The sequence below is a fragment of the Nocardioides sp. NPDC051685 genome (assembly GCF_044453405.1).
Lineage (GTDB): Bacteria > Actinomycetota > Actinomycetes > Propionibacteriales > Nocardioidaceae > Nocardioides.
In genome coordinates, this window is the sequence record NZ_JBITCR010000005.1 from 470,079 (window position 1) to 492,725 (window position 22,647).

General features: G+C 69.7%; 19 protein-coding genes. 9 read left to right on the forward strand and 10 right to left on the reverse strand.

Going from position 1 to position 22,647, the window contains the following annotated elements:
• Positions 1-112: 112 nt before the first annotated feature.
• Positions 113-1,486 carry an alpha-amylase family protein gene (locus ACIA03_RS17755; RefSeq protein ID WP_396984779.1) on the forward strand — a complete coding sequence of 458 codons (1,374 nt, stop codon included), beginning with the start codon at positions 113-115 and terminating at the stop codon, positions 1,484-1,486.
• Between the two features lie 122 nt (positions 1,487-1,608).
• Positions 1,609-6,930, forward strand: coding sequence for a pullulanase-type alpha-1,6-glucosidase (gene pulA, locus ACIA03_RS17760; RefSeq protein WP_396984781.1), 5,322 nt, complete (start codon positions 1,609-1,611; stop codon positions 6,928-6,930).
• Positions 6,931-7,396: 466 nt separating this feature from the next.
• Here pulA and ACIA03_RS17765 read toward each other — a convergent pair whose 3' ends face one another.
• The 3 genes from ACIA03_RS17765 to kstD all read right to left on the reverse strand — a co-directional run bounded on the left by ACIA03_RS17765 (position 7,397) and on the right by kstD (position 11,620).
• The gene (locus ACIA03_RS17765; RefSeq protein WP_396984783.1) at positions 7,397-8,863 is read right to left on the reverse strand and encodes an FAD-binding protein; all 1,467 of its coding nucleotides are present in this window, start codon (positions 8,861-8,863) and stop codon (positions 7,397-7,399) included.
• Positions 8,864-9,041: 178 nt separating this feature from the next.
• Positions 9,042-9,926 (reverse strand): MaoC/PaaZ C-terminal domain-containing protein, encoded by an 885-nt coding sequence (locus ACIA03_RS17770; protein WP_396984785.1) that lies wholly within the window; start codon positions 9,924-9,926, stop codon positions 9,042-9,044.
• Positions 9,926-11,620 (reverse strand): 3-oxosteroid 1-dehydrogenase, encoded by a 1,695-nt coding sequence (gene kstD / locus ACIA03_RS17775; protein ID WP_396984789.1) that lies wholly within the window; start codon positions 11,618-11,620, stop codon positions 9,926-9,928. Before kstD ends, ACIA03_RS17770 begins: the two co-directional genes overlap by 1 nt.
• 191 nt (positions 11,621-11,811) lie before the next feature.
• On the opposite strand from kstD, the gene hsaA reads away from it, so the two are divergent.
• Genes hsaA through ACIA03_RS17795 form a run of 4 tightly spaced genes read left to right on the forward strand, consistent with a single transcriptional unit; the run spans position 11,812 to position 15,432 of the window.
• Positions 11,812-13,005 carry a 3-hydroxy-9,10-secoandrosta-1,3,5(10)-triene-9,17-dione monooxygenase oxygenase subunit gene (hsaA, locus tag ACIA03_RS17780; RefSeq protein ID WP_396984792.1) on the forward strand — a complete coding sequence of 398 codons (1,194 nt, stop codon included), beginning with the start codon at positions 11,812-11,814 and terminating at the stop codon, positions 13,003-13,005.
• A gap of 1 nt (position 13,006) precedes the next feature.
• Positions 13,007-13,927: a 4,5:9,10-diseco-3-hydroxy-5,9,17-trioxoandrosta-1(10),2-diene-4-oate hydrolase gene (gene hsaD, locus ACIA03_RS17785; RefSeq protein ID WP_396984794.1), complete on the forward strand. Its 921-nt coding sequence runs from the start codon at positions 13,007-13,009 to the stop codon at positions 13,925-13,927.
• Complete coding sequence (gene hsaC / locus ACIA03_RS17790; RefSeq protein WP_396984796.1) at positions 13,924-14,820, forward strand: iron-dependent extradiol dioxygenase HsaC; 897 nt, start codon at positions 13,924-13,926, stop codon at positions 14,818-14,820. The genes hsaD and hsaC overlap by 4 nt, the downstream gene beginning before the upstream one ends.
• Positions 14,821-14,850: 30 nt before the next feature.
• Positions 14,851-15,432, forward strand: a complete 582-nt coding sequence (locus tag ACIA03_RS17795; RefSeq protein ID WP_396984798.1) for a flavin reductase family protein — start codon at positions 14,851-14,853, stop codon at positions 15,430-15,432.
• Between the two features lie 4 nt (positions 15,433-15,436).
• On the opposite strand, the gene ACIA03_RS17800 is transcribed toward ACIA03_RS17795, so the two are convergent.
• Positions 15,437-15,850: an RpiB/LacA/LacB family sugar-phosphate isomerase gene (locus ACIA03_RS17800; protein ID WP_396984800.1), complete on the reverse strand. Its 414-nt coding sequence runs from the start codon at positions 15,848-15,850 to the stop codon at positions 15,437-15,439.
• A gap of 20 nt (positions 15,851-15,870) precedes the next feature.
• Positions 15,871-16,323, reverse strand: coding sequence for a nuclear transport factor 2 family protein (locus ACIA03_RS17805; protein ID WP_396984802.1), 453 nt, complete (start codon positions 16,321-16,323; stop codon positions 15,871-15,873).
• 121 nt (positions 16,324-16,444) lie between these two features.
• On the opposite strand from ACIA03_RS17805, the gene ACIA03_RS17810 reads away from it, so the two are divergent.
• Positions 16,445-17,278, forward strand: a complete 834-nt coding sequence (locus ACIA03_RS17810) for an alpha/beta hydrolase (RefSeq protein ID WP_396984927.1) — start codon at positions 16,445-16,447, stop codon at positions 17,276-17,278.
• Positions 17,279-17,504: 226 nt separating this feature from the next.
• Here ACIA03_RS17810 and ACIA03_RS17815 read toward each other — a convergent pair whose 3' ends face one another.
• The gene (locus ACIA03_RS17815) at positions 17,505-18,344 is read right to left on the reverse strand and encodes an LLM class F420-dependent oxidoreductase (RefSeq protein ID WP_396984804.1); all 840 of its coding nucleotides are present in this window, start codon (positions 18,342-18,344) and stop codon (positions 17,505-17,507) included.
• A gap of 62 nt (positions 18,345-18,406) precedes the next feature.
• On the opposite strand from ACIA03_RS17815, the gene ACIA03_RS17820 reads away from it, so the two are divergent.
• Positions 18,407-20,014, forward strand: coding sequence for a GMC family oxidoreductase (locus ACIA03_RS17820; protein ID WP_396984807.1), 1,608 nt, complete (start codon positions 18,407-18,409; stop codon positions 20,012-20,014).
• Between the two features lie 12 nt (positions 20,015-20,026).
• Positions 20,027-20,815 (forward strand): enoyl-CoA hydratase/isomerase family protein, encoded by a 789-nt coding sequence (locus ACIA03_RS17825; RefSeq protein ID WP_396984809.1) that lies wholly within the window; start codon positions 20,027-20,029, stop codon positions 20,813-20,815.
• Here the strand turns inward: ACIA03_RS17825 and ACIA03_RS17830 are convergent.
• The 4 genes from ACIA03_RS17830 to ACIA03_RS17845 are packed head-to-tail and all read right to left on the reverse strand — an operon-like array spanning position 20,790 to position 22,613.
• Positions 20,790-21,017, reverse strand: coding sequence for a hypothetical protein (locus ACIA03_RS17830; protein ID WP_396984811.1), 228 nt, complete (start codon positions 21,015-21,017; stop codon positions 20,790-20,792). The genes ACIA03_RS17825 and ACIA03_RS17830 overlap by 26 nt on opposite strands.
• Positions 21,018-21,023: 6 nt before the next feature.
• Positions 21,024-21,287: a hypothetical protein gene (locus ACIA03_RS17835; protein WP_396984813.1), complete on the reverse strand. Its 264-nt coding sequence runs from the start codon at positions 21,285-21,287 to the stop codon at positions 21,024-21,026.
• Positions 21,284-22,027, reverse strand: coding sequence for a metallophosphoesterase (locus ACIA03_RS17840; protein WP_396984815.1), 744 nt, complete (start codon positions 22,025-22,027; stop codon positions 21,284-21,286). The genes ACIA03_RS17835 and ACIA03_RS17840 overlap by 4 nt, the downstream gene beginning before the upstream one ends.
• Positions 22,020-22,613, reverse strand: coding sequence for a hypothetical protein (locus ACIA03_RS17845; protein WP_396984817.1), 594 nt, complete (start codon positions 22,611-22,613; stop codon positions 22,020-22,022). The genes ACIA03_RS17840 and ACIA03_RS17845 overlap by 8 nt, the downstream gene beginning before the upstream one ends.
• Positions 22,614-22,647 lie beyond the last annotated feature (34 nt).

Consider the following 22,647-nt stretch of genomic DNA (forward strand, 5'->3'; position numbering starts at 1 on the left):
GGTTGACGTGTGACGACGATCACCCTACGGTCTTTCTGCAAGATCTTGCAGCAAGATTCATATCCCCTACGCAGGAGGAACCATGGTCAGACCCTCCACTTCCAGCAGGGCCATGGCTGCCGCACTTGCCCTCTCGGCGGGAGCTGCTGTCGCGCTCACGATCCCGGTCTCGGCCCCGGCGCAGGCCGCGCCGCCGGGGGACAAGGACGTCACCGCGGTGATGTTCGAGTGGAACTTCGCCTCGGTGGCCAAGGAGTGCACCAGCACTCTGGGGCCGGCCGGCTACGGCTACGTCCAGGTGTCCCCGCCCCAGGAGCACATCCAGGGGTCCCAGTGGTGGACGTCCTACCAGCCCGTCAGCTACAAGATCGCGGGCCGTCTGGGCGACCGCACCGCCTTCAAGAACATGGTCGACACCTGTCACGCCGCCGGCGTGAAGGTGGTCGCCGACTCCGTCATCAACCACATGTCCGCGGGCTCCGGCACCGGCACCGGCGGCTCGTCCTACAGCAAGTACGACTACCCCGGTCTCTACTCGAGCTACGACCTCGACAACTGCACGGCCACGATCAGCAACTACCAGGACCGCTTCAACGTCCAGGAGTGCGAGCTCGTCGGCCTCGCCGACCTCGACACCGGCGAGGACTACGTACGCGGCAGGACCGCCGGCTACCTCAACGACCTGCTCTCGCTCGGCGTCGACGGCTTCCGGATCGACGCCGCCAAGCACATGGCCGCCTCCGACCTGGCCAACATCAAGTCGCGGCTCAGCAACCCGAACGTCTACTGGAAGCAGGAGGCCATCTACGGCGCGGGCGAGGCGGTCTCGCCGAGTGAGTACCTCGGCAACGGCGACGTCCAGGAGTTCCGCTACGCCCGCGACCTGAAGCGCGTCTTCAACAACGAGAACCTCGCCTACCTGAAGAACTACGGGGAGGGCTGGGGCTACATGGCCTCGGGCAGCTCGGGCGTCTTCGTCGACAACCACGACACCGAGCGCGGCGGCGACACCCTCAACTACAAGGACGGCGCCAACTACACGCTGGCCAACGTCTTCATGCTGGCCTGGCCCTACGGCTCCCCGGACATCAACTCCGGCTACGAGTGGAGCGACAAGGACGCCGGCCCGCCCAACGGTGGTGCGGTCACCGCCTGCTGGCAGGACGGCTGGAAGTGCCAGCACGCCTGGCCGGAGATCAAGAAGATGGTCGCCTTCCGCAACACCGCCCGAGGCCAGGCCGTCACAGACTGGTGGGACAACGGCGCCGACGCCATCGCCTTCGGGCGCGGCAGCAAGGCGTACGTCGCGATCAACCACGAGGCCTTCTCGCTCACCCGCACCTTCCAGACGTCGCTGGCGGCGGGCACCTACTGCGACGTACAGAGCGGCAGGAGCGTCAGCGTGAACGGCTCCGGCCAGTTCACCGCCACCCTCGGGGCCAACACCGCCCTCGCGCTGCACGTCGGCGCGACGAGCTGCAGCTGATCCCGCTTCCGGCCGTCCGGCGTCGACCCCCATGGGCGCCGGACGGCCGGTCACCCCACCCCGCACAACCAGAGAGGCCTTCAACGGTGAATCGAAGAAGTGGCGCACACGGCGCGCCCCGGATGGCCGCGACCGTGATCGCGACCGCACTGCTGGCCACGGCGCTGCAGACGGCCACGCCGGAGACCGCGGCCGCCGCCGCGCCCAAGCCGCCGTCGGACGCCCAGCTGGCCGCCGAGCCGGCCCGTCACGACGCGACGAAGGAGCAGTTCTACTTCGTCCTGCCCGATCGGTTCGCCAACGGCGACGCCTCCAACGACAAGGGCGGCCTGACGGGCTCGCGGACGTCGACGGGGTTCGACCCGACCGACAAGGGCTTCTACCAGGGCGGTGACCTGCAGGGTCTGACCGAGCGCCTCGACTACATCAAGGGCCTCGGCACCACCATCAAGGGCCTCGGCACCACCGCGATCTGGATGGCACCGATCTTCAAGAACAAGCCCGTCCAGGGCGAGGGCGCGAACGCCTCGGCCGGCTACCACGGCTACTGGATCACCGACTTCACCCAGGTCGACCCCCACTTCGGCACCAACGAGGACCTCGAGACCCTCGTCGACGCGGCCCACGCCAAGGGCATGAAGGTCTTCTTCGACGTCATCACCAACCACACCGCCGACACCGTCGACTATGCCGAGAAGAAGTACGGCTACCGCCCCAAGGGCGCCTTCCCCTACCTGGACACGGAGGGCCGGCCCTTCGACGACGCCGACCCGTCCTCGGACGAGGTGAAGGTCGACGAGGACTCGTTCCCCTACACCCCGGTCGACACCGGCGAGATGGTGCCGTCCTGGCTCAACGACCCGACGCTCTACCACAACCGCGGCGACTCCACCTGGGAAGGCGAGTCGACCACGTACGGCGACTTCAGCGGTCTGGACGACCTGTGGACCGAGCGTCCCGAGGTGGTCGAGGGGATGACGAAGATCTATCAGCGCTGGGTCCGCGACTTCGACATCGACGGCTTCCGTATCGACACCGTCAAACACGTCGACCTCGACTTCTGGACCGAGTGGGCGACCGCTCTGGACGCCTACGCCGCCCAGCAGGGTCGCGAGGACTTCTTCATGTTCGGCGAGGTCTACTCCGCCGACACCGACGTCACCGCGCCGTACGTCACCCGCGGCCGTCTCGACGCGACTCTGGACTTCCCGTTCCAGGACGCCGCCCGCGCCTACGCCTCGCTCGGCGCCCCGGCCGACCGGCTGGCGAAGGTCTTCGCCGACGACTACAAGTACGCCTCCGACAAGGCCAACGCCTACGAGCAGGTCACCTTCCTCGGCAACCACGACATGGGCCGGATCGGCTCCTTCCTCGCGGCCGACCACCCCGGGGCGACCGACGCCGAGCTCGTCCGGCGAGCCCGGCTCGCCAACGAGCTGATGTTCCTCTCCCGCGGCAATCCGGTCGTCTACTACGGCGACGAGCAGGGCTTCACCGGCGCCGGCGGCGACAAGGACGCCCGCCAGACGCTGTTCGGCTCCGAGGTCGCCGACTACCTCGACGACGACCAGATCGGCACCGACCGCACCCATGCCCAGGATGCGTATGACACCAGCCACCCGCTCTACGCCGCCATCGCCGCGCTGGCGAAGCTCCGCAAGGACCACCCCGCGCTGACCGACGGCACCCAGAAGGAGCTCTACGCCGCCGACTCCGTCTACGCGTTCTCGCGCACCGGGGAGGACCGCGAGTACGTGGTCGCGGTCAACAACGCCGCCGAGGCGAAGACCGTCACGCTGCCCGTGGCGTCGGCCGCGTTCGAGACGATCTACGGCGGTTCGGGCACCGTGACCGTCGCCGGCGGCAAGGCCGAGCTGACCGTTCCGGCGCTCTCTTCGGTCGTCCTACGTGCCGAGGCCGAGCTCCCGGCAGCCACCGCGAAGCCCACGCTCTCGCTGACCGCTCCCGATGCCGGTGCGACCGGCACGGTCGCCCTCTCCGCCGACCCGGGGGAGACCTCGGGCGCCCGCGTCGTCTTCGCCGCCCAGATCGGCAACGGGAAGTGGCGCACCCTGGGCTCGGTCGACCACGCCCCCTACAAGATCACCCAGTACGTCCCCGCGACCGTCGCCGAAGGCACCGCTCTGCGCTACAAGGCCGTGGTCGTCGACCGCGACGGACGCACCGCGAGCGACCTCGCCGAGACCACGGCCGGACAGGCGCCTGAGGCCGAGACACCGAGCGCGGTCGACCGTGACTACGCGGTGGTGCACTACCGCCGCGCAGACGGCGACTACACCGGCTGGACCCTGCGGGCCGGGGATCTGGGCGGCGAGTTCAGCGGCCGCGACGCCTACGGTGCCTTCGCCTGGGTCAAGCTGCCCGACGGTGCGTCCTCGGTGACGTACACGGTCGAGAAGGACGGCAGCGCCGACGGCGGCGAGCGGACGATCGATCTCGCCGAGACCGGCGAGGTCTGGGTCGAGGCCGGCAGCGACGGCCAGGAGTCGACCAGACCCGACGGCGTCTACCCGGCGCCCGACACGTCCAAGGCGGTCATCCACCTGCACCGCGCCGACGGCGACTACGACGGCTGGGGCCTGCACACCTGGACCGGCGCCGCCAGCCCGACCGAGTGGTCCAAGCCGCTCCAGCCCACCGGGAAGGACGCCTACGGCGTCACCTTCGAGGTGCCGCTGGTCGACGGCGCGACCTCGCTCAGCTACATCGTCCACAAGGGCGACGAGAAGGACGTCCCCAACGACCGCTCGCTCGACCTGACGACGTACGGGCACGAGGTGTGGCTCAACTCCGGCGACACCGGCTATCTGCTGCCGTCGGTCGGCTCGGCTCCCGAGCTCGACCTGACCAAGGCGCACGCACAGTGGATCGACCGGAACACGGTCGTGCTGCCGAAGGAGATGGCCAGCGGCTCGGCGCTGTCGACGCAGCTGGTCTACGACCGTGACGGTGGCATCGAGGTCGAGGACGGTGCGCTCACCGATGAGGGCCGCTGGCTGCGGCTCCAGCCCGCGTCGCTCACCGACGAGCAGAAGGCGGAGTTCCCGCACCTGAAGGAGTACGCCGCCTTCACCGTCGACACCCGCGACCGTGACCGGATCCGGGAGGCGCTCGCCGGCCAGGTCGTGCTCACCCAGCGGATCGGCAACGGCGCCCTGGTCACCGGCACCGGCGTGCAGACCCAGGGCATCCTCGACGACCTCTACGCCGCGAAGGCCGAGAAGGCCTCGCTCGGACCGGTGTTCAAGGGCGACAAGGTCACCCTGTCGGTGTGGGCGCCGACCGCCCACGAGGTGAAGCTCGAGCTCGGCACGAAGAAGGTGCCGATGCGCCGAGACGACGCCAGCGGCGTCTGGTCGGCGACCGGCTCCGCCTCGGCCTGGCGCGGCAAGGAGTACCGCTACCTCGTGAAGGTATGGGCGCCGAGCGTGCAGAAGGTCGTCACCAACACGGTCACCGACCCCTACTCGGTCGCGCTCACCGCCGACTCCGAGCGCAGCCTCGTCGCCGACCTCGCCGACAGCTCGCTCGCCCCCAAGGGCTGGTCGAGGCTGAGGAAGCCGAAGGCAGCGGCGATGAAGGACGCCCAGATCCAGGAGCTGCACATCCGCGACTTCTCCGTCGAGGACGAGACCAGCGACCACCCGGGCGGCTATCTCGCCTTCGCCGACAAGGACAGCGACGGAGTGAGACACCTGCGCGACCTGGCCGAGTCCGGCACCTCGTACGTCCACCTCCTGCCCGCCTTCGACATCGCGACGATCCCGGAGAAGAAGGCCGACCAGACGACTCCGGACTGCGACCTCGCGTCCTACGAGGCGGACAGCGACAAGCAGCAGGAGTGCGTCGCCGCGGCGGCTGCCAAGGATGCGTACAACTGGGGCTACGACCCCTACCACTACACGGTCCCGGAGGGCTCCTACGCCTCCGACCCTGATGGCGCAGGCGGCACCGACCGGACCGTCGAGTTCCGGCAGATGGTGAAGGCGCTCAACGAGGACGGCCTGCGGGTCGTGATGGACGTGGTCTACAACCACACCACCAGCAGCGGCCAGGCGAAGACGTCGGTGCTCGACAAGATCGTGCCCGGCTACTACCAGCGGCTCCTCGCCGACGGCTCCGTCGCCAACTCCACCTGCTGCGCCAACACCGCGCCCGAGAACGCGATGATGGGCAAGCTGGTCGTCGACTCGATCGTGACCTGGGCCAGGGGCTACAAGGTCGACGGCTTCCGCTTCGACCTGATGGGGCACCACCCCAAGGCCAACATCCTGGCCGTCCGCAAGGCTCTGGACGCCCTCACCCTCGAGAAGGACGGCGTCGACGGCAGGAGCATCATCCTCTACGGCGAGGGCTGGAACTTCGGCGAGATCGCAGACGACGCCCGCTTCGTGCAAGCCACCCAGAAGAACATGGCCGGCACCGGCATCGCCACCTTCAGCGACCGCGCCCGAGACGCCGTACGCGGCGGCGGCCCGTTCGACGCGGACCCGGGTGTCCAGGGCTTCGCGAGCGGTCTCTACACCGACCCGAACTCCTCGGCCGCCAACGGCACCGAGGCGGAGCAGCGGGCCCGGCTGCTGCACTACCAGGACCTGATCAAGGTCGGGCTGTCCGGCAACCTCGCCGACTACGCGTTCACCGACACCGACGGTCGCGAGGTGAAGGGGGCCCAGGTCGACTACAACGGCGCACCGGCCGGCTATGCGGCTGCGCCGGGGGACGCGCTCGCCTACGCCGACGCCCACGACAACGAGTCGCTCTACGACGCGCTCACCTTCAAGCTGCCCGCCTCGACGAGCGCCGCCGACCGTTCCCGGATGCAGGTGCTCGCCATGGCGACGGCCGCGCTGTCGCAGGGTCCGGCGCTCTCCCAGGCCGGCACCGATCTGCTGCGCTCGAAGTCGCTGGACCGCAACTCCTACGACTCCGGCGACTGGTTCAACGCCATCCACTGGGACTGCGCGGACGGCAACGGCTTCGGTCGAGGTCTGCCGCCGGCCACCGACAACAAGGACAAATGGCCCTATGCCAAGCCGCTGCTGGCCTCGGCGCCCACCCCGGGCTGCGCGGACATCGAGGGCGCCTCGGCCGCCTACCAGGACCTGCTGAAGATCCGTACGGACGAGCCGGCCTTCCACCTGGCCACCGCCGGACAGGTCCAGGAGAAGCTCGGGTTCCCGCTCTCGGGGAAGGAGGAGACGCCCGGCGTCATCACCATGCGCCTGGGCGAGCTGATGGTCGTCTTCAACGCGACCACGACGACGCAGCAGCAGACGGTGAGAGCCGCCGAGGGCGCGGGCTACCGCCTGCACCCGACCCAGGCCGGCGGCTCGGACGAGGTCGTGAAGTCGTCCTCGTTCGAGCCGGGCTCGGGCACGTTCACCGTGCCGGCCCGGACGGTCGCGGTCTTCACCCGCTGACCGCAGAACAGACGCGGCCCCGGCTCATCGAGCCGGGGCCTGCGGCTTCTTCGGCGGGAAGCTCGGCGTCAGGTCAGGAGGGGCTGTTGCCGGCGACAGCGCCGATCACCACGAGCGCGATGACGACCAGGGCGGCGATGATCATCAGGCCGGCCGGGCTCCGGAAGTCGAACATGGGGATTCCTCTCGGCTAGTTCGGCGACAGGCGTCGAGTGGGGAGCGATGGCCTGCGGACGCGTCGGGAGAGCCAAGACACCGGCGATGCCCGTGGCGTCGCGTATACGTAACCAGGCAGCGTAACGATGCGCGTAGGGTCGAAGGTCCCGATCTTTACCGAAGCCGTTCACGTCCGACGCATTATGTGATATGGCAACAGTTCGCCTGGTGGACGTCTGGTCAGACTAGCTGGCCGGCATCGGTCCCGCCGATCCGGGGATCGCCGGAGCTGCCCGCGTTGTGAGGCCGGTCACCTCAATCCGGCGGCGTGCCTGCCGGCGCGCCGGCCGAAGTACGAGCCGTCACCGAGCTGCATGCCGGAGGCGTAGCCCTTGGCATCCTGGGCGAGGTTGGCCGCACAGGCACCGGCGGCGTAGAGGCCCGCGATCGCGGAGCCGTCCTCACGGCGTACCTCTCCTTCGACCGTGGTCGCCAGACCGCCCATGGTGAACCCGGCGTACATCGCCTTGCCGAGCGAGAGGTCGTAGGCGCCCCAGGGGCCGGTGTCCTGCGGCTGCGTCCACTCCTGCGCCTTGTGGAGCTCCGGGTCCTCGCCGTTGGCAGCGTGGGTGTTGTAGGCGGTCAGGGTGGCGTTCAGGGCGTCGAAGGGTACGCCCAGGCCGGCCGCCATCTCCTCGACGGTCTCCCACCCGTCGATGAACGGGCACAGTGGCATCTTCGGGTGCTCGATGTGCGCCGAGTCGACGATCAGGAACGCGGCGGAGTCCGGCTGCTCCATCACGAAAGCCGCGGTCCGGGCGTGGTAGGAGTCCTCCGGGACGAACCGCTTGCCGAGCTTGTTGACGATGATCCCGGTCAGCAGGATCGAGGGCGGGTAGAACGGCGCGGTCTGGAACGGCTCGTCCATGAACCGCCAGCTGCCGCCCGCCGAGGCGCCCAGGCGCAGCCCGAGGCCGTCGTCGTAGGTGGAGGCGAGCGGGAAGAGCTTCTCGCCGAGCCGGGGAGTGTGCTCGGCGACCATGTCGGCGTTGCCGACGAAGCCGCCGGCGGCGAGGATCACCGCCTTGGCCCGGATCGCACCGCGCTCGTCGAACCGGCGCCAGGCCAGGCCGACGACCCGGCCGTCCTCGACCACCAGGTTGGTGGCGCCGGTCTCGTAGCGGATCACGGCGTTCGTCTCGGCCAGCCGGTCGGCCATCCGGTCGACGACCAGCTTGGCGCCGCCGGTGTCGCCCGGGACCGGCACCTTGTGGCCGCGCGGCGCCGGGACGGCGAGGTCGCGGAAGGGATGGACCTTCTCGTTGCCGGTGTACATCAGCCCCTCGGTGCCGGGCTGGATCACCGCCTTGCCCGGCCAGAAGGTGCGCTCGAACTCGAAGCCCAGCGCCTCGAGCCAGTCGAAGTGCAGAGGCGAGTCGTCGCAGTAGGCCCGGATCTTGTCCTCCTCGGGGTCCTTGGAGACGGCGCGGATGTAGTTGAACATCTCCTCGGCGGAGTCCTCGATCCCGGCCGCCTTCTGCACCGCGGTGCCGCCGCCGAGGTAGAAGTGGCCACCGGCCATCGCCGAGGTGCCGCCGGGCTCCGCGGCGCGCTCCAGGAGGATCGTCTGGGCCCCGGCCCTGGCCGCCTCCAGCGCCGCGGCACCCCCGGCCACGCCGAAGCCGACCACGATCACGTCGGTCTCCTCCGACCAGCCGCCGAAGCGCTCCTCGACGTCGGCGGGGGTGAGTACGTCGGGGAGTGCTGTGCCGCTCATGCTGCCCGCTCCTTCGCGTGTAACACGTCGTTCGTAGGACTATCCGGTCGTTCTGATAGGGCGAGTAGTCCTACGAACAGCGTGTTACAGACGACCGGAGCGAGGTCGAGCGGCGAGCTTGCTCGTCCGCTCGCGCCGAGCGAGGGAGTGAGCGCGCGAAGCGCGCAGGTCGCGTGGCTCATCGCACCTCCAGGTAGCAGTCGGCAAGGACCGGGGCACCGTCCCTGGCCGGATCCGCCGAGGAGATCGTGGCTCGGACCAGGATCCTCGGCTTCTCGTCCCACGCCTCGATCGAGATCGTCTCGCCGGGGAAGACGATCCCGGCGAACCGGGCGCCGAACCCTGCGACCCTGGTGGCGTCACCGTCGAGCAGCAGCCCCGTCGCCTCGCGCAGCACGATCCCGTAGGAGCACAGCCCGTGCAGGATCGGCTTGGGGAAGCCGGCCTTCGCGGCGAAGGTGGGGTCGGCGTGCAGCGGGTTGCGGTCCCCGCACAGCCGGTAGAGCAGCGCCTGCTGCTCCGTGACCTCGTACGCAGCCACCGCATCCGGCGCGCGGTCAGGAACGGGCAGCGACGTGGAAGGTCCGCGCTCACCGCCGAAGCCGCCCTCGCCGCGTACGAAGATCGAGCTCCTCACCGTCCACAGCGCATCGCCGTCCGGGGTGGTGGCGACGCCCTCCTGGACGATGACGGCGGCCTTGCCCTTGTCCCAGACCTCGGCGATCCGGGTCGAGACGACCGCGTCGCCGAAGGTGGGGATGGGGCCGTCGACGTGGATCTCCTGGGAGCCGTGGAGCACCGAGGCCAGGTCGATGTCGCAGCCGGGCAGGTCGAGCGAGGGCGGCTCGGTCACGTGGAAGGTCGGCGCCACGACCCCGAAGGAGGGCAGCACGGTGAGCGCGTCGGAGTCCAGCGTGTAGCGCAGGGCCGCCGGGTCGGTCGCGTCGCCGGGACGCGAGCCGGCGCCGATGCCGAGGTGGTAGAGCAGCACGTCGGACGATGTCCACGAGAACGACTGCGACGGCAGCGAGGCGCCGATGGCCTTGGTGGGGTCGATGGGCATCAGTTGCCCTCCTCGGGTGAGACAGCCTTCAGAGCGCAGTCCTCGGCGGCCAGATAGCCGAAGACCAGGGCGGGGCCGATGGTGGCGCCGGGGCCGGCATAGGTGCGGCCCATGACGGCCGAGGAGACGTTGCCGGCGGCGTACAGGCCCTCGATGGCGGAGCCGTCGGGGCGCAGGACGCGGGCCCGCTTGTCGGTCACCAGGCCGCCCTTGGTGCCGAGGTCGCCGGGGGCCATCTTGACCGCGTAGAACGGCGCCTGGTCGATGACGTTGAGCGAGCAGTTCGGCTTGACGGTGGGATCGGAGTAGTACTTGTCGTAGGTCGACTCGCCGCGGTGGAAGTCCTCGTCGACGCCGGACTCGGCGAAGGCGTTGAACCGGGCCAGGGTCTCGCGCAGACCGTCGACCGGCACCTCGATCTTCTCGGCCAGCGCCTCGACCGTCGACGCCTTCACGACGACGCCGCTCTTGAGCCAGCGGCCCGGGAAGGGCTGCTTCGGGCCGAGTCCGGCGAAGATGTAGCGGTTGCGGTAGCGCTGGTCGAAGACCAGCCAGGCCGGGACATGCGAGATGCCGGTCTCTTGACCGCGATAGATCTCGTGGACTGCCTCGACATAGGGGAGCGCCTCGTTCATGAACCGCTTGCCCGCGCCGTTCACGATGATCGAGCCGGGCAGGTTGCGCTCGGCGAGCGCGAACCACGGCCGCCCGGGGAACGGGATCGTCGGACCCCACCAGGACTCGTCCATCAGGTCGGTGTCGGCACCGGCCGCGATCCCGGCCAGGATCCCGCCGCCGGTGTTGGAGAACGCGCCGGTGGTCCACTCGACCGAGGTCGGGGCGGGCAGGTACTTCTCCCGCATCTCCAGGTTGCGCTCGAACCCGCCCGAGCCGAGGATCACGCCGCGCCGGGCCCGGATCACCGTCGTCGGACCGTCCTCGCCGCGGCGTACCTCGACGCCCGCCACCCGGCCGCCCTCGGTGACCAGGCCGACGAGCTCGGTCTCGTAGCGGATCGGGACGCCGGCGTCGATCAGCCCCTTGCGCAGCCCGATCGCGAGGGCCGCGCCCATGGCGTACATCTTCCTGCCGAGCAGGCCCGCGAGGATCCGCGCGACGGCGATCTTGACCATCGTGATCGGGCCCTTGATCGTGCGCATGCCCAGGCTGATCTTCCGGAAGTCCGCCTGGGTGACGACCATGTTGGCCGGAGACTTCGTGTAGGGCGGGTGCAGCCGGTCGAGCTCGTCGCCGATGATCCGGGCGTCGAGGGGGACCGGCTCGACGGAGCGGCCCGCTCCGCGGCCGCCGGGGGCCTCGGGGTGGTAGTCGGCGTAGTCGGGCACCCAGCTGAACCGCACCGGGGTCTTGTCGCAGACGAACGAGAGCACCTCCGGGCCGCGACCCAGGAACGTCTCGCGGCGCTCGGCCGGCACGACGTCGCCGACGATCGACTCGAGGTAGAGGCTGGCGGCCTCGGGGGAGTCCTGCTGGTGGGCCGCCTGCAGGGCGTGGTTGCGGGGGATCCAGACCCCTCCGCCGGAGCGTGACGTCGACCCGCCGAAGTAGGCGCTCTTCTCGATGACGACGGTCTCGAGCCCGTGGCGGCGGGCGGCTGCGAGCGCCGCGGTCATCCCGGCGCCTCCGGCGCCCACGACCACGACGTCGTAGGTCTCCTCGTCGGTTCGTCCCATGGTGCTCCCTCAACCTCGTGCGATCAGCCGGTGCTATCTAAGAACTGAAACACGTTCTACCATAGATGACAGTCGACGAAACACGCCCGGGGACTCGACAAAACTGAAACGTGTTCTAGTATTGATCCATCGGCAGCGCACGAACCGCGCCGCCCGAGGACATCTGGGACACCATGCAGGAAGGCAGAGCGGTGAGCGAACCGACACAGCGCCCCCACAAGGACGCACAGACCGTCAGGGACGGGGTGCAGGACCTGCTGCCCACCATCAGGGAGCGCGCCGAGGAGACCGAGCGTCTCCGGGTCGTGCCCGAGTCGAGCGTGAAGGAGCTCGAGGAGGTCGGCTTCTTCAAGCTGCTCCAGCCGGCCCGTTTCGGCGGACTCGAGGCCGACCCGGTCGACTTCTACACCTGCGTACGCGACATCGCCTCGGCGTGCGGCTCGACCGGCTGGGTCTCCAGCGTACTGGGCGTGCACCCCTGGCAGATCGCGCTCTTCGACGACGAGGCCCAGCAGGCGGTCTGGGGGTCGGATCCCGACACGCGCGTGTCCTCGTCCTATGCGCCGATGGGCAAGGCGTCGCTGACCGAGGGCGGCTTCCAGCTCTCCGGACGCTGGTCGTTCTCCTCGGGTTGTGCGCACGCCACCTGGGTGCTGCTCGGCGGCCTGGTCTTCAACGACGACGGCCAGGTGGTCGACTTCCGTACGTTCCTGGTGCCGCGCGAGCGCTACGAGATCGTCGACGTCTGGAACGTCGTCGGCCTGGCCGGCACCGGCTCGAACGACATCGTGGTCGAGGACGTCTTCGTCCCGGAGAATTTCACGCTCTCGATGGCCGAGACCGGGCGGTGCAAGGGCCCGGGCCAGGCGGTCAACACCGGCGACCTCTACAAGCTGCAGTTCCACTCGCTGTTCACCACCACGATCACCACGCCGATCATCGGCATGGCCCGTGGTGCGTATGAGGAGCACGTGACCATGCAGCAGAACCGGGTGCGCGCCTCCTTCGGGGAGAAGGCGTCCTTGGACCCGTTCGCCGCGGTGCGCGTGGCCACCGCCTCCTCCGACATCGATGCCGCCTGGGCGCTGCTGATGGGCAACATCCGTGAGCAGCAGGCCTACGTCGCCCGCGGCGAGAAGATCCCGATCGCCCAGCGACTGCGCATCCGCCGCGACCAGGTCCTCGGTACGCAGCGGGCGATCGACGCGATCGACCTGCTCTTCGAGGCCTCCGGCGGCCGGGCGCTGGCCAACGGCACCCCGCTCCAGCGCGCCTGGCGCGACGCCCACGCGGGCCGTGTCCACGCCGCCAACGATCCCGAGCGGGCGCTGCAGATGTACGGCGCCTCCGAGTTCGGGCACAAGGTCGACCCGGGGATGTACTGAGATGGCTCTGGTGAAGGAGGACGTCGCCCGCGACGTCCGTATCAAGACCGCCGCGGCCGGGGAGATCTCGCTGCGCTGCTACGACCTGGCGCCCCAGGAAGAGGGCACGGTCGGCGATGACCGACTGCCCCTCGTCATGCTTCACGGCGGGGGTCCCGGGGCCTCGTCGTGGTCCAACTTCGGCTCGGCGCTGGAGGGCTTCGCGGCCGACTTCCGCACGATCCTCGTCGACCAGCCCGGCTTCGGTGCCTCCGACAAGCCCGAGGTGGTGGGCAACTACTACCGCTTCGCCGGCGACGCCGTGATCGCGCTCCTCGACGAGCTGGGCCTGCAGAAGGTACATCTGCTGGGCAACTCGCTCGGCGGCGGGACGGCGATGCGGATCGCGCTGACCTACCCGGACCGGGTGGGCCGGCTGGTGCTGATGGGGCCGGGCGGGCTCTCGCTCAACCTCTTCCATGCCGACCCGACCGAGGGCGTACAACGCCTGATGGACTTCTCCGGCGACCCCACGCGTGAGGCGTTGAGGGCGTTCATCTCGACCATGGTCGTCAACCAGAAGCTGGTCACCGACGAGCTGGTCGAGGAGCGATTCGCGGACGCGACCGCGCCCGGCGCGCGGGAGGCGATGGCCTCGATGGGGTGGTCGTTCTACAACCCCGAGACCGCCGAGGACGGGATGCTGTGGCGCGAGGCGCACCAGCTCAAGCACCACACCCTGCTCACCTGGGGCCGCGAGGACCGGGTCAACCCCCTCGACGGTGCCTTCCCCGCCCTGAAGCTGATCCCCAAGGCGCAGCTGCATGTCTTCCCGCGCTGTGGGCACTGGGCACAGATCGAGGCGGCCGACGAGTTCCGCGAGATCGCGGTCACGTTTCTAAAAAGGCACAGCCTGAAGCGGCACAAGGAGCGTACGAAGTGATCGACATCAAGTCCATGGGCTACGTACGCGTCACCAGCACCGAACTGGAGGCGTGGCGTACCTTCGCGGAGAAGGTCCTCGGTCTGGTGACGGCCAAGGGGCCGAACCCGGAGAACCTCTACTACCGCATCGACGAGGTCTCGGCCCGGCTCGTGATCGAGCCCGGCGAGGTCGACCAGCTCGCCTGCGTCGGCTGGGAGGTTGCCGACCACACCGCGCTGGCGCAGGCCCGCGAGCATCTGGAGAAGTCCGGGGTCCAGGTGGAGGAGGGCACGCCCGAGGAGCTCGCCGAGCGGCGGGTGCAGGAGCTGCTGCGCTTCCGCGACCCCTTCGACAACGTCTTCGAGCTCTTCCACGGCATCACCTACGAGCGCCGCCCCGCGGTCTCGCCCTACGGCCACACCTTCGTGACCGGCGACCAGGGGATGGGCCACGTGGTGATCCCGGTCTCCGACGACGTACAGGCGCTGGAGTTCTACCGCGACACGCTCGGCTTCCGGCTGCGCGACTCGATGAGCATGCCCGGCGAGTTCGCCGGCAAGGAGCCCGGCACCAAGATCTGGCTGCGCTTCCTCGGGATCAACCCGCGCCACCACTCGCTGGCGTTCCTGCCGTTCCCCAACGACTCCAAGTGCGTCCACATCATGCTGGAGGTCGACAAGCTCGACGACGTCGGCCGGGCGCTGGAGCGGGTGAAGAAGTACGGCGCGAAGCTGTCTGCCACCCTCGGGCGGCACATGAACGACGAGATGGTCTCCTTCTACGTGAAGTCGCCGGGTGGCTTCGACATCGAGTTCGGCACGGAGGGACTGCAGGTCGACGACCAGAAGTGGGTCGCCCGCGAGTCCACGGCCGTCTCGTACTGGGGCCACGACTTCGGCGTAGGTCAGTGATCGGGTATGCGTATAGAGGTGCCTGACGGGATGTCTCCCGATGCCGCCGAGAGCTGGCCGCATCCGGAGCTGATCGAGTCCTTCCACGGTCGCTTCGACTTCGAGGCGCCACCGTCTCCTCCGGAGACCCCTGCCGACGCGGAGGCGGACGCCCGGTTCCGTACGGTGCTGGGCCGGTTCGCCTCCGGGGTCACCGTGATCACGGCGCAGACCGCGGAGGGGCCCGTCGGGATGACCTGCCAGTCGTTCTCGTCGGTGTCGCTGCGGCCGCCGCTGATCCTGTTCGCGCCGACGAAGTCTTCGCGTGCCTGGGCCCGGATCCGGCGTGCCGGGCACTTCTCGGTCAACATCCTCGCCGCCGGCCAGGAGGCGGTCTCGAACCAGTTCGCCTCGCGGGCCGCCGACAAGTACGCCGACATCTCCTGGAGCCCGTCGGCCCATCACGGCGACCCGCACCTGTCCGGTGCGGTCGGCTATCTCGACTGCGCCGTCCACTCGGTCCACGAGGAGGGCGACCACTACCTCGTCGTCGGCCGCGTCCTCGACCTCGAGGAGGGCAGCGCCACCGAGCCCCTGCTCTTCTTCCGCAGCAACTACCGCGAGCTGGGCTGAGGCCTCAGGGGAGCTCGTCGAGGCGGCGGATGGCGTCGGCCTCGTCGGGGTCTGGCGTGGGCTCGTCGAGGAACGCCCGGGTCACCTCGACGGCGACGTCGGGGGCCAGCCGTTTGAGGCTCATCGCCAGTACGTTGGCGTCGTTCCACAGCCGGGCGCCGCGGGCGATCCAGGGCTCCCAGGCGAGGGCGGCGCGGACGCCGGGGACCTTGTTGGCGGCGATCGCCGTGCCGGTGCCGGTCCAGCACATCACCACGCCGACGTCGGCGCGACCCTCGACGACCGCGCGGCCGATGCCCGCGCCGAGGTCGGGCCAGGAGTCGGTGTCGACGACCTCGACCTCACCGCGCTCCCGCAGCTCCGCGAGCACGGCTCGGGTCGTCTCGTTCTCGTCATCGGCTCCGAAGGCGATCCGCATGCCCGTGAATCTACCGGTGCTCAGGCGTGCGTCGCTGGTCCGCCGGGACCGACGAACCTCGCGCTGGGCTGGTCCTTCAGGCTCGTGGTGAGCTCCCAGGTGCGCTGGTAGCCGGTGTGGGCGATGCGCCAGCCCTGCGGCGTACGGACGTAGCGGTCCTCGTAGAAGGCGGCGCCCTCGAGGGCGAACTCGAAGGCCGGGGCGAAGACCTTGTCGTGGAGGTACCAGCGGCCGGTGGCCTCCTCGCCGTCGACCGTGATCTCGGGGTGGTGGAGGTGGTGCATCGTGATGATCTCGGCAGGCAGGTTGGTGCGCATGTAGCCGACCAGCTCGCCGGGTGAGGCGAACGAGAGCCCGGCGTAGTCGGCGGTGGCGTCATCGCTGAAGCAGGTGGCGAACTCGTCCCACTGCTTGGTGTCGAGGAGGCGTACGTAGCGGAACTTGAGCTGCTCGATCTCGCTGATGTCACTCATGACCCGATCATAGTAGAACGTGTTCTATAAATGGGCGGCTGTGCGGTGACGTTCCACCACCGGTCAGCTGTACGTCACGACGAAGACCGTCGACACGGTGCAGGATCGCGGCGTGGACGGGATGGTCGACCTGCGCCGGCGGCGCGCAGCACTGCTGGCGAACCGCTGGCTGACCCGGGTCTTCGGGGCGGACGACCCCGGGGTGGAGACGCGCGAGATCTGGGTCGACGGGATCCGACTGCGGCTCCATGTCCCGCTCGGAGGTGCTGTGCCGGGCCGGCCGCTCGTGCTGGCGTACCACGGCGGTGGCTGGTGCTGGGGCTCGCCTGAGCAGTCCCGCTGGATGGCCGGCCGGATCGCGGCCCGAATGGGCGCCGTCGTGGTCGCGCCCGCCTACCGGTTGGCGCCGGAGGATCCCTACCCGGCGGCGGTCGAGGACTGCTGGCGCGCGCTGAGGTGGGCCGTGGCGCACGCCGACGACCTCGGCGCCGACCCCGCGCGGATCGCGGTGCTGGGCGACAGCGCCGGCGGGACCCTGGCGGCCGTCGTTGCCCTGCGTGCCCGTGACGAGGGCGGGCCCGTGATCCGCGGCCAGGTGCTCATCTACCCGCTCGTCGACCTCGTCGGCCTGCGCGGTCCGGGGCTGGGTGGGATCGTGGAGCACTACCTCGGTGGCGAGGAGTCGCGGGCCGGGGAGTGGCAGGTCTCACCGCTCCGCGCCGGTTCTCATGCTGATCTGCCGCCTGCCCTCATCCTGACCGCCCGGTTCGACCCGCTGCGCCCGCAGGCCGAGCGATACGCCGGTGCGCTTCGTACGGCCGGGGTGGAGGTCGCTCTCCATCGACCTGCTCTGGCGACCCATGCCTACATGACCCTGCCGGGCATCTCGCCGGCCTCGCGGGCTGGTCTGGCCGCCGTCGTTCGCTTCCTCGAGAACGCACTGGCATCCCCCTGAGACTCGTCCACTCGGCTCGTCTGCCCCGCATGAGAGCGTCGAGTCGGCGCATCTGTCTCACGTGAGGATGCCGAGTCGGCGCGTCTGCCCCGCGTGAGAGCGTCGAGTCGGCGCGTCTGTTCCATGGATTCGGGACATGAGCGCCGAGTGGGCGCCGTCATCTGGGACAGTTGCGCCGACTCGACGATGTCTGATGGGGCATCAGCGCCGACTCGGCAGATCTGGGTCAGGGCAGATCCAGGCGGCTGGCGAGCTTGTCGAGGTGGGTGAGGACGGCGGCGGGCTCGGTGTCGGGGACGCCCCAGATCAGCTCGTCGGCGACGGACCACTCGGCCAGGTCGTCGGGCGTGGGGCGCTTGGCGACGAGGATCCGGACCTCGGGCTTGCCCTCGCGGCCGGCCGACTCCCACTCGTCCTGGAGCGTCTTGACCTTGTCGCCGATCCCGGCCTCGGTGGGGGTCGACATCCAGCCCTCGGCGTTGCGGGCGATCCAGCGCAGCGTCTGGGGGCCGCCGCCGGCGCCGACGATCGTGGGGATCCGGCCCTGCGGAGGCTTCGGGTAGGCCCAGGAGGGGCCGAAGTCGACGAACTCGCCGCGGTAGGAGGCCTCCTCCTCGGTCCACAGCGCCCGCATCGCCTCGAGATACTCCTTGAGCGCGGTGCGTCGGCGGTCGCCCGGGATGCCGTGGTCGGCGAGCTCGTCGGTGTTCCAGCCGAAGCCGACGCCCAGCGAGACCCGGCCGCCGGAGAGGTGGTCGAGGGTCGCGATCGTCTTGGCGAGCGTGATCGGGTCGGACTCGACCGGCAGGGCGACCGCGGTCGACAGCCCGATCCGAGAGGTCACCGCGGCGCAGGTCCCGAGCGTGACCCAGGGGTCGAGCGTACGCAGGTAGCGATCGTCGGGGAGCTCGGTGCCGCCGGTGGGGTGCAGGGCGTCGCGGCGCACCGGGATGTGGGTGTGCTCGGGCACGTAGAAGGTGTCGAAGCCGCGCTCCTCGGCGGCGGCGGCGAGCTCGGCGGGCGCGATGCCGCGGTCCGAGGTGAACAGGACGATGCCGTGGCGCATGACACAACAGTAGAACGTGTTCTAGTCTTTGCGGAAGGGATCGCCGGGAGAGAGAAGTGAAGATGGAAGCCGACTACATCGTCGTAGGAGCCGGGAGCGCGGGCTGTGCCACCGCCCGCCGGCTGGCCGAGAGCGGTGCCAGCGTGATCGTCATCGAGGCGGGCACCAAGGACACCGCCTTCGGGATCAAGAACCTCCTCGAGCTCCCCGGCGCGGTGGCCGCGATGCTGTCGACGCCGCAGCTGAAGAAGCTGGTCGACTGGGGTTACAAGTCGGTCCCGCAGAGCGCCGCCCTCGACCGGGTCATCCCGATGACGCGGGGAAAGGTGCTGGGCGGCTCGTCCTCGATCAACGGCATGCTCTGGGTGCGCGGCAACAAGCAGAACTTCGACGACTGGGCGGCCGACGGGGCCACCGGATGGTCCTACGACGACGTGCTGCCGGCCTTCAAGCGGATGGAGGACTTCGAGGGCGGCGCGGACGAGTTCCGCGGTCAGGGCGGACCGGTCAAGGTGCGCTACCAGAAGGACCTCACCCCGGCCGCGCAGGCATGGCTCGACGAGGCGCCCAAGCGGCTCGGGGTCAGCGCGCTCGACGACTACAACGGCAAGGAGCAGGAGGGCGTCGGCGTCGTCCAGCTTTCTGCGTCCGAGGGACGCAGATACTCTGCGTCGAAGGCCTACCTGCGCGAAGACCCGCTGGACAACCTGCTGGTCCTGACCAAGGCGCAGGTCACCCGCGTACGCATCGAGGGCTCGCGCGCGACCGGCGTCGAGGTGGTCGGCGCCGACGGCGACAAGCAGACGATCCGGGCGACCCGCGAGGTCATCGTGTCGGCCGGTGTCTACGGCTCGCCGCACCTGCTGATGCTCTCCGGAATCGGTCATTCCGACCACCTCCGCGACCACGGCATCCAGGTCCACGCCGACCTCCCGGTCGGCGACAACTTCCACGACCACCTCTTCGTGCCGGTCTCCTTCCGGATGGACTCGGCGCTGCGGCGGCCCACGGCTGCGTACTTCGCCGCCGGTTTCGCCAAGTCGCGGCTCACCCGCAAGGGCTGGGCGGCCGGCTCGCAGTTCGAGGCCTTCGGCTTCGTACGCAGCGCCCTGGCCGGCCAGGTCCCCGACCTGCAGCTGCACGTCCTCTACTGGGTCTACCCGTTCCCGAACCAGGACGCCGCCAAGGCGATCCGGCCGCCGACGAACAAACCCGGCCTGTGCATCCTGCCGACGCTGATCTATCCCGAGAGCCGTGGCACCGTACGTCTGGCCAGCGCCGACCCGTTCGCGCACCCGCTGCTCGACCCGGCCTACCTGACGTCGGGCAAGGACACCGAGGTGCTCCTGGACGGGATCGCGAAGGTGCGCGAGATGATGGTCGGCCTCGGCGACAACCAGGGCGAGATCACGCCGGGGCCCGACTACGCCGACGCCCGGGCGACCCGCGAGCTGCTGCCCAACATCGTGCACAGCGTCTACCACGGCGTCGGCACCTGCCGGATGGGCTCGGACGAGCGTGCGGTCGTCGACCCGTCACTGCGGGTGAAGGGCATCGACAGTCTACGCGTCGCCGATGCGAGCGTGATGCCCTCGATCACCGGAGGCAACACCAACGCGCCCTCGATCATGATCGGGGAGCGCGCCGCCGACCTGATCCTGGGCGCCTAGGAGGACCCGCACATGTCCGACCTGCTCCTGAGCGAGGACCGTGACCGCGTCCGCACGCTGACCCTCAACCGTCCCGACCAGCTCAACGCCTTCAGTCAGGCGCTCTACGTCGCCCTCGCCGAGGCGCTGCGCGAGGCCGACGACGACCCGGAGGTCGCCGTCGTGCTGCTGACCGGGTCCGGGCGGGCCTTCTCCGCCGGCACCGACCTCGTGGAGATGAAGGAGACCGCCGCGGGAGCCGACGACGGCACCTCGCACGGGTTCATCGGCCTCGTCGACGCCCTGGCGGCGTTCTCGAAGCCGCTGGTCGTGGCCGTCAACGGTCTCGGGCTTGGCATCGGCGTGACGCTGCTCGGCTTCGCCGACCTCGTCCTCGCCTCGACGAAGGCGAGGTTCAAGACGCCGTTCACGACGCTCGGGGTCGCCCCGGAGGCGGCCTCCAGCTTCCTGTTCCCACGGCTGATCGGGCGCCAGAACGCCGCCTGGATGCTGCTGTCGGGGGAGTGGTTCAGCGCGGAGGAGGCTCACGAGATGGGGCTCGTGTGGCGGGTCACCGGGCCCGACGAGCTCCTCGACACCGCCTGGGAGCATGCCGCCACGCTCGCCGCGCGGCCGATCAGCAGCCTGATCGCGGTCAAGGAGACGATGACCGCGTCGCTGCGGCCCGGGATCGAGGCGGCTCGTGAGCTCGAGAACGCCAAGTTCGCAGAGCTGCTCGGCGGGCCGGCCAATATCGAGGCGCTCCTCGCCTTCGCCGAGGGGCGGGAGCCCGACTTCACGAAGCTTCCACCGGGCGCCTGACCGGGATCGGCCGGTGCTCAGTGGGCCGGTGGTCGAAGCTCCCGTACCGGTCCCTGCCGTCGAGATGGTGCTTGCGCTCCATCTCGGTCAGGTCGTGCTCGATCTGGCGGCCGCGCCGCCGGTCGAGGAACGCGGCGATCAGCATCAGGACGGTCCAGAACGCGATCATCCCGATCGTGACCGCGATGACTGCGCTGTTCATCGGTGATCAGCTCCTCTGTGGTGGGTCGATCTGCTCGTGGGCGGGTCCGCCCGGACCCGGCTCGGCGCTGAGCATGATGTGGTCGACGATCTCGAGCCCGGTGTCGTGCTCCCTGACGACCTCGAGGACCGTGGCCCGGCGCTCCTCGGAGGCCACCTCGCCGGAGACGACGAGGTGCTCGCCGCGTACCTGGAGCCGGATTCCCAGCTCGTGGGTGCGCGGATCGGTCGCGATCTCGCGCTCGAGATCTCGTGCCAGCTGCTCGTTCATGCCGACCTCCTGGGGACAACGTCATAGACACGGAACGCTGCCTGGATGACGGGCTGGGCGACGTTGCGTACGGGCACCCCGGTTGGGGTGAGACCCTTCTCGCGGCCGGCGTGGGCATGACCGTGGACGGCGAGATCGACGCCGGTCTCGTCGATCGCCTCGCCGAGCAGGTAGTTGCCGAGGAAGGGCCAGATCTCCTTCGGCTCGCCGATCAGCGTGTCGTCGACGGGGGCGAAGTGGGAGAGGGCGACGGTGACGTCCGGGTCCTCGCCGGCGAGGCCGTCGAGGCTCTCGCGCAGGACGGAGGCGGTCTCGATCCCGTGCCCCGTGAAGGCCTTCATCTCGGGCTCGCCGAAGTCGGCCGCGCAGCGCCCGACGAAGCCCAGGCAGAAGCCCTTGACGCCGGCGACGCCGAGGCGGCCGGCGTCCGTCTCGATGGTGGTCGAGGTGCCCTCGAGGACGGTGATCCCGCGGTCCTCCAGCAGCTGGGCGATGTCGCGCTCGGCGCCGGAGTGGTAGTCGTGGTTGCCGAGCACGACGAGGACGGGGACGTCGGCGGCGTCGAACTCGTCGGCGAACGCCTGCGCCTCCTCGACCGTGCCGTGCTGGGTGAGGTCACCGGCCACCAGCAGCGCGTCGGCCTCGCCGGAGATGCCCTCGAGCAGTGGTGCGTAGCGTCCTCGCAGGTCGTCGGCCAGATGTACGTCACCCACGGCTGCCACACGAATCGGGTCAGGCATCGCCGCCTCCCATACCGCTTCCTTCCATGACGTCGAGCGCATCGAGCAGGCCCAGCGCGGCCAGCGCGAACGGGCTCCGCTTCGCCTCCTGCCGGACCAGACGCCAGTCGACCTGCTCGCGCAGCGCGCGGGCGCAGCCGAGGATCGGCGAGAGGTCGCAGGCGTGCTCGCTGAGGGCGAGCATGCGCGAGATGATCAGGTCTGTCGCCGACATGACGGGCATGGTGACGGAGTCGACCGGCAGGTCGGTGCACCGCACTAGCAGCTCCTCGTCGACGGGCCCTGTCGGGAGCCGGTGGATCAGGTCGACGACCACGGTCTCCCTCCCGACCTTGACCAGCCAGTCCTCGGGGGCGGCGACCGGATCCATCCCGTTCAGGACCAGTGCGCGCACGGCGTCCTCGATGCACTCCTCGGGAAGGACGAAGTCGACATCGTGGGTGCTCTCCGGACCGCCCCGGGTCCAGACCGCGTACCCGCCGGCCAGCGCGAACGGGATCTCGGCAGCCTTCAGCGTCGCTCCGACCAGCTTGAGGACGTCGCGTTGTCGCTGGAGCTCCTCGCCCAGCACATCAGTTCTCGGCATGTGGGTGCGGTACCCCGAACCCGTGCCGATCAGC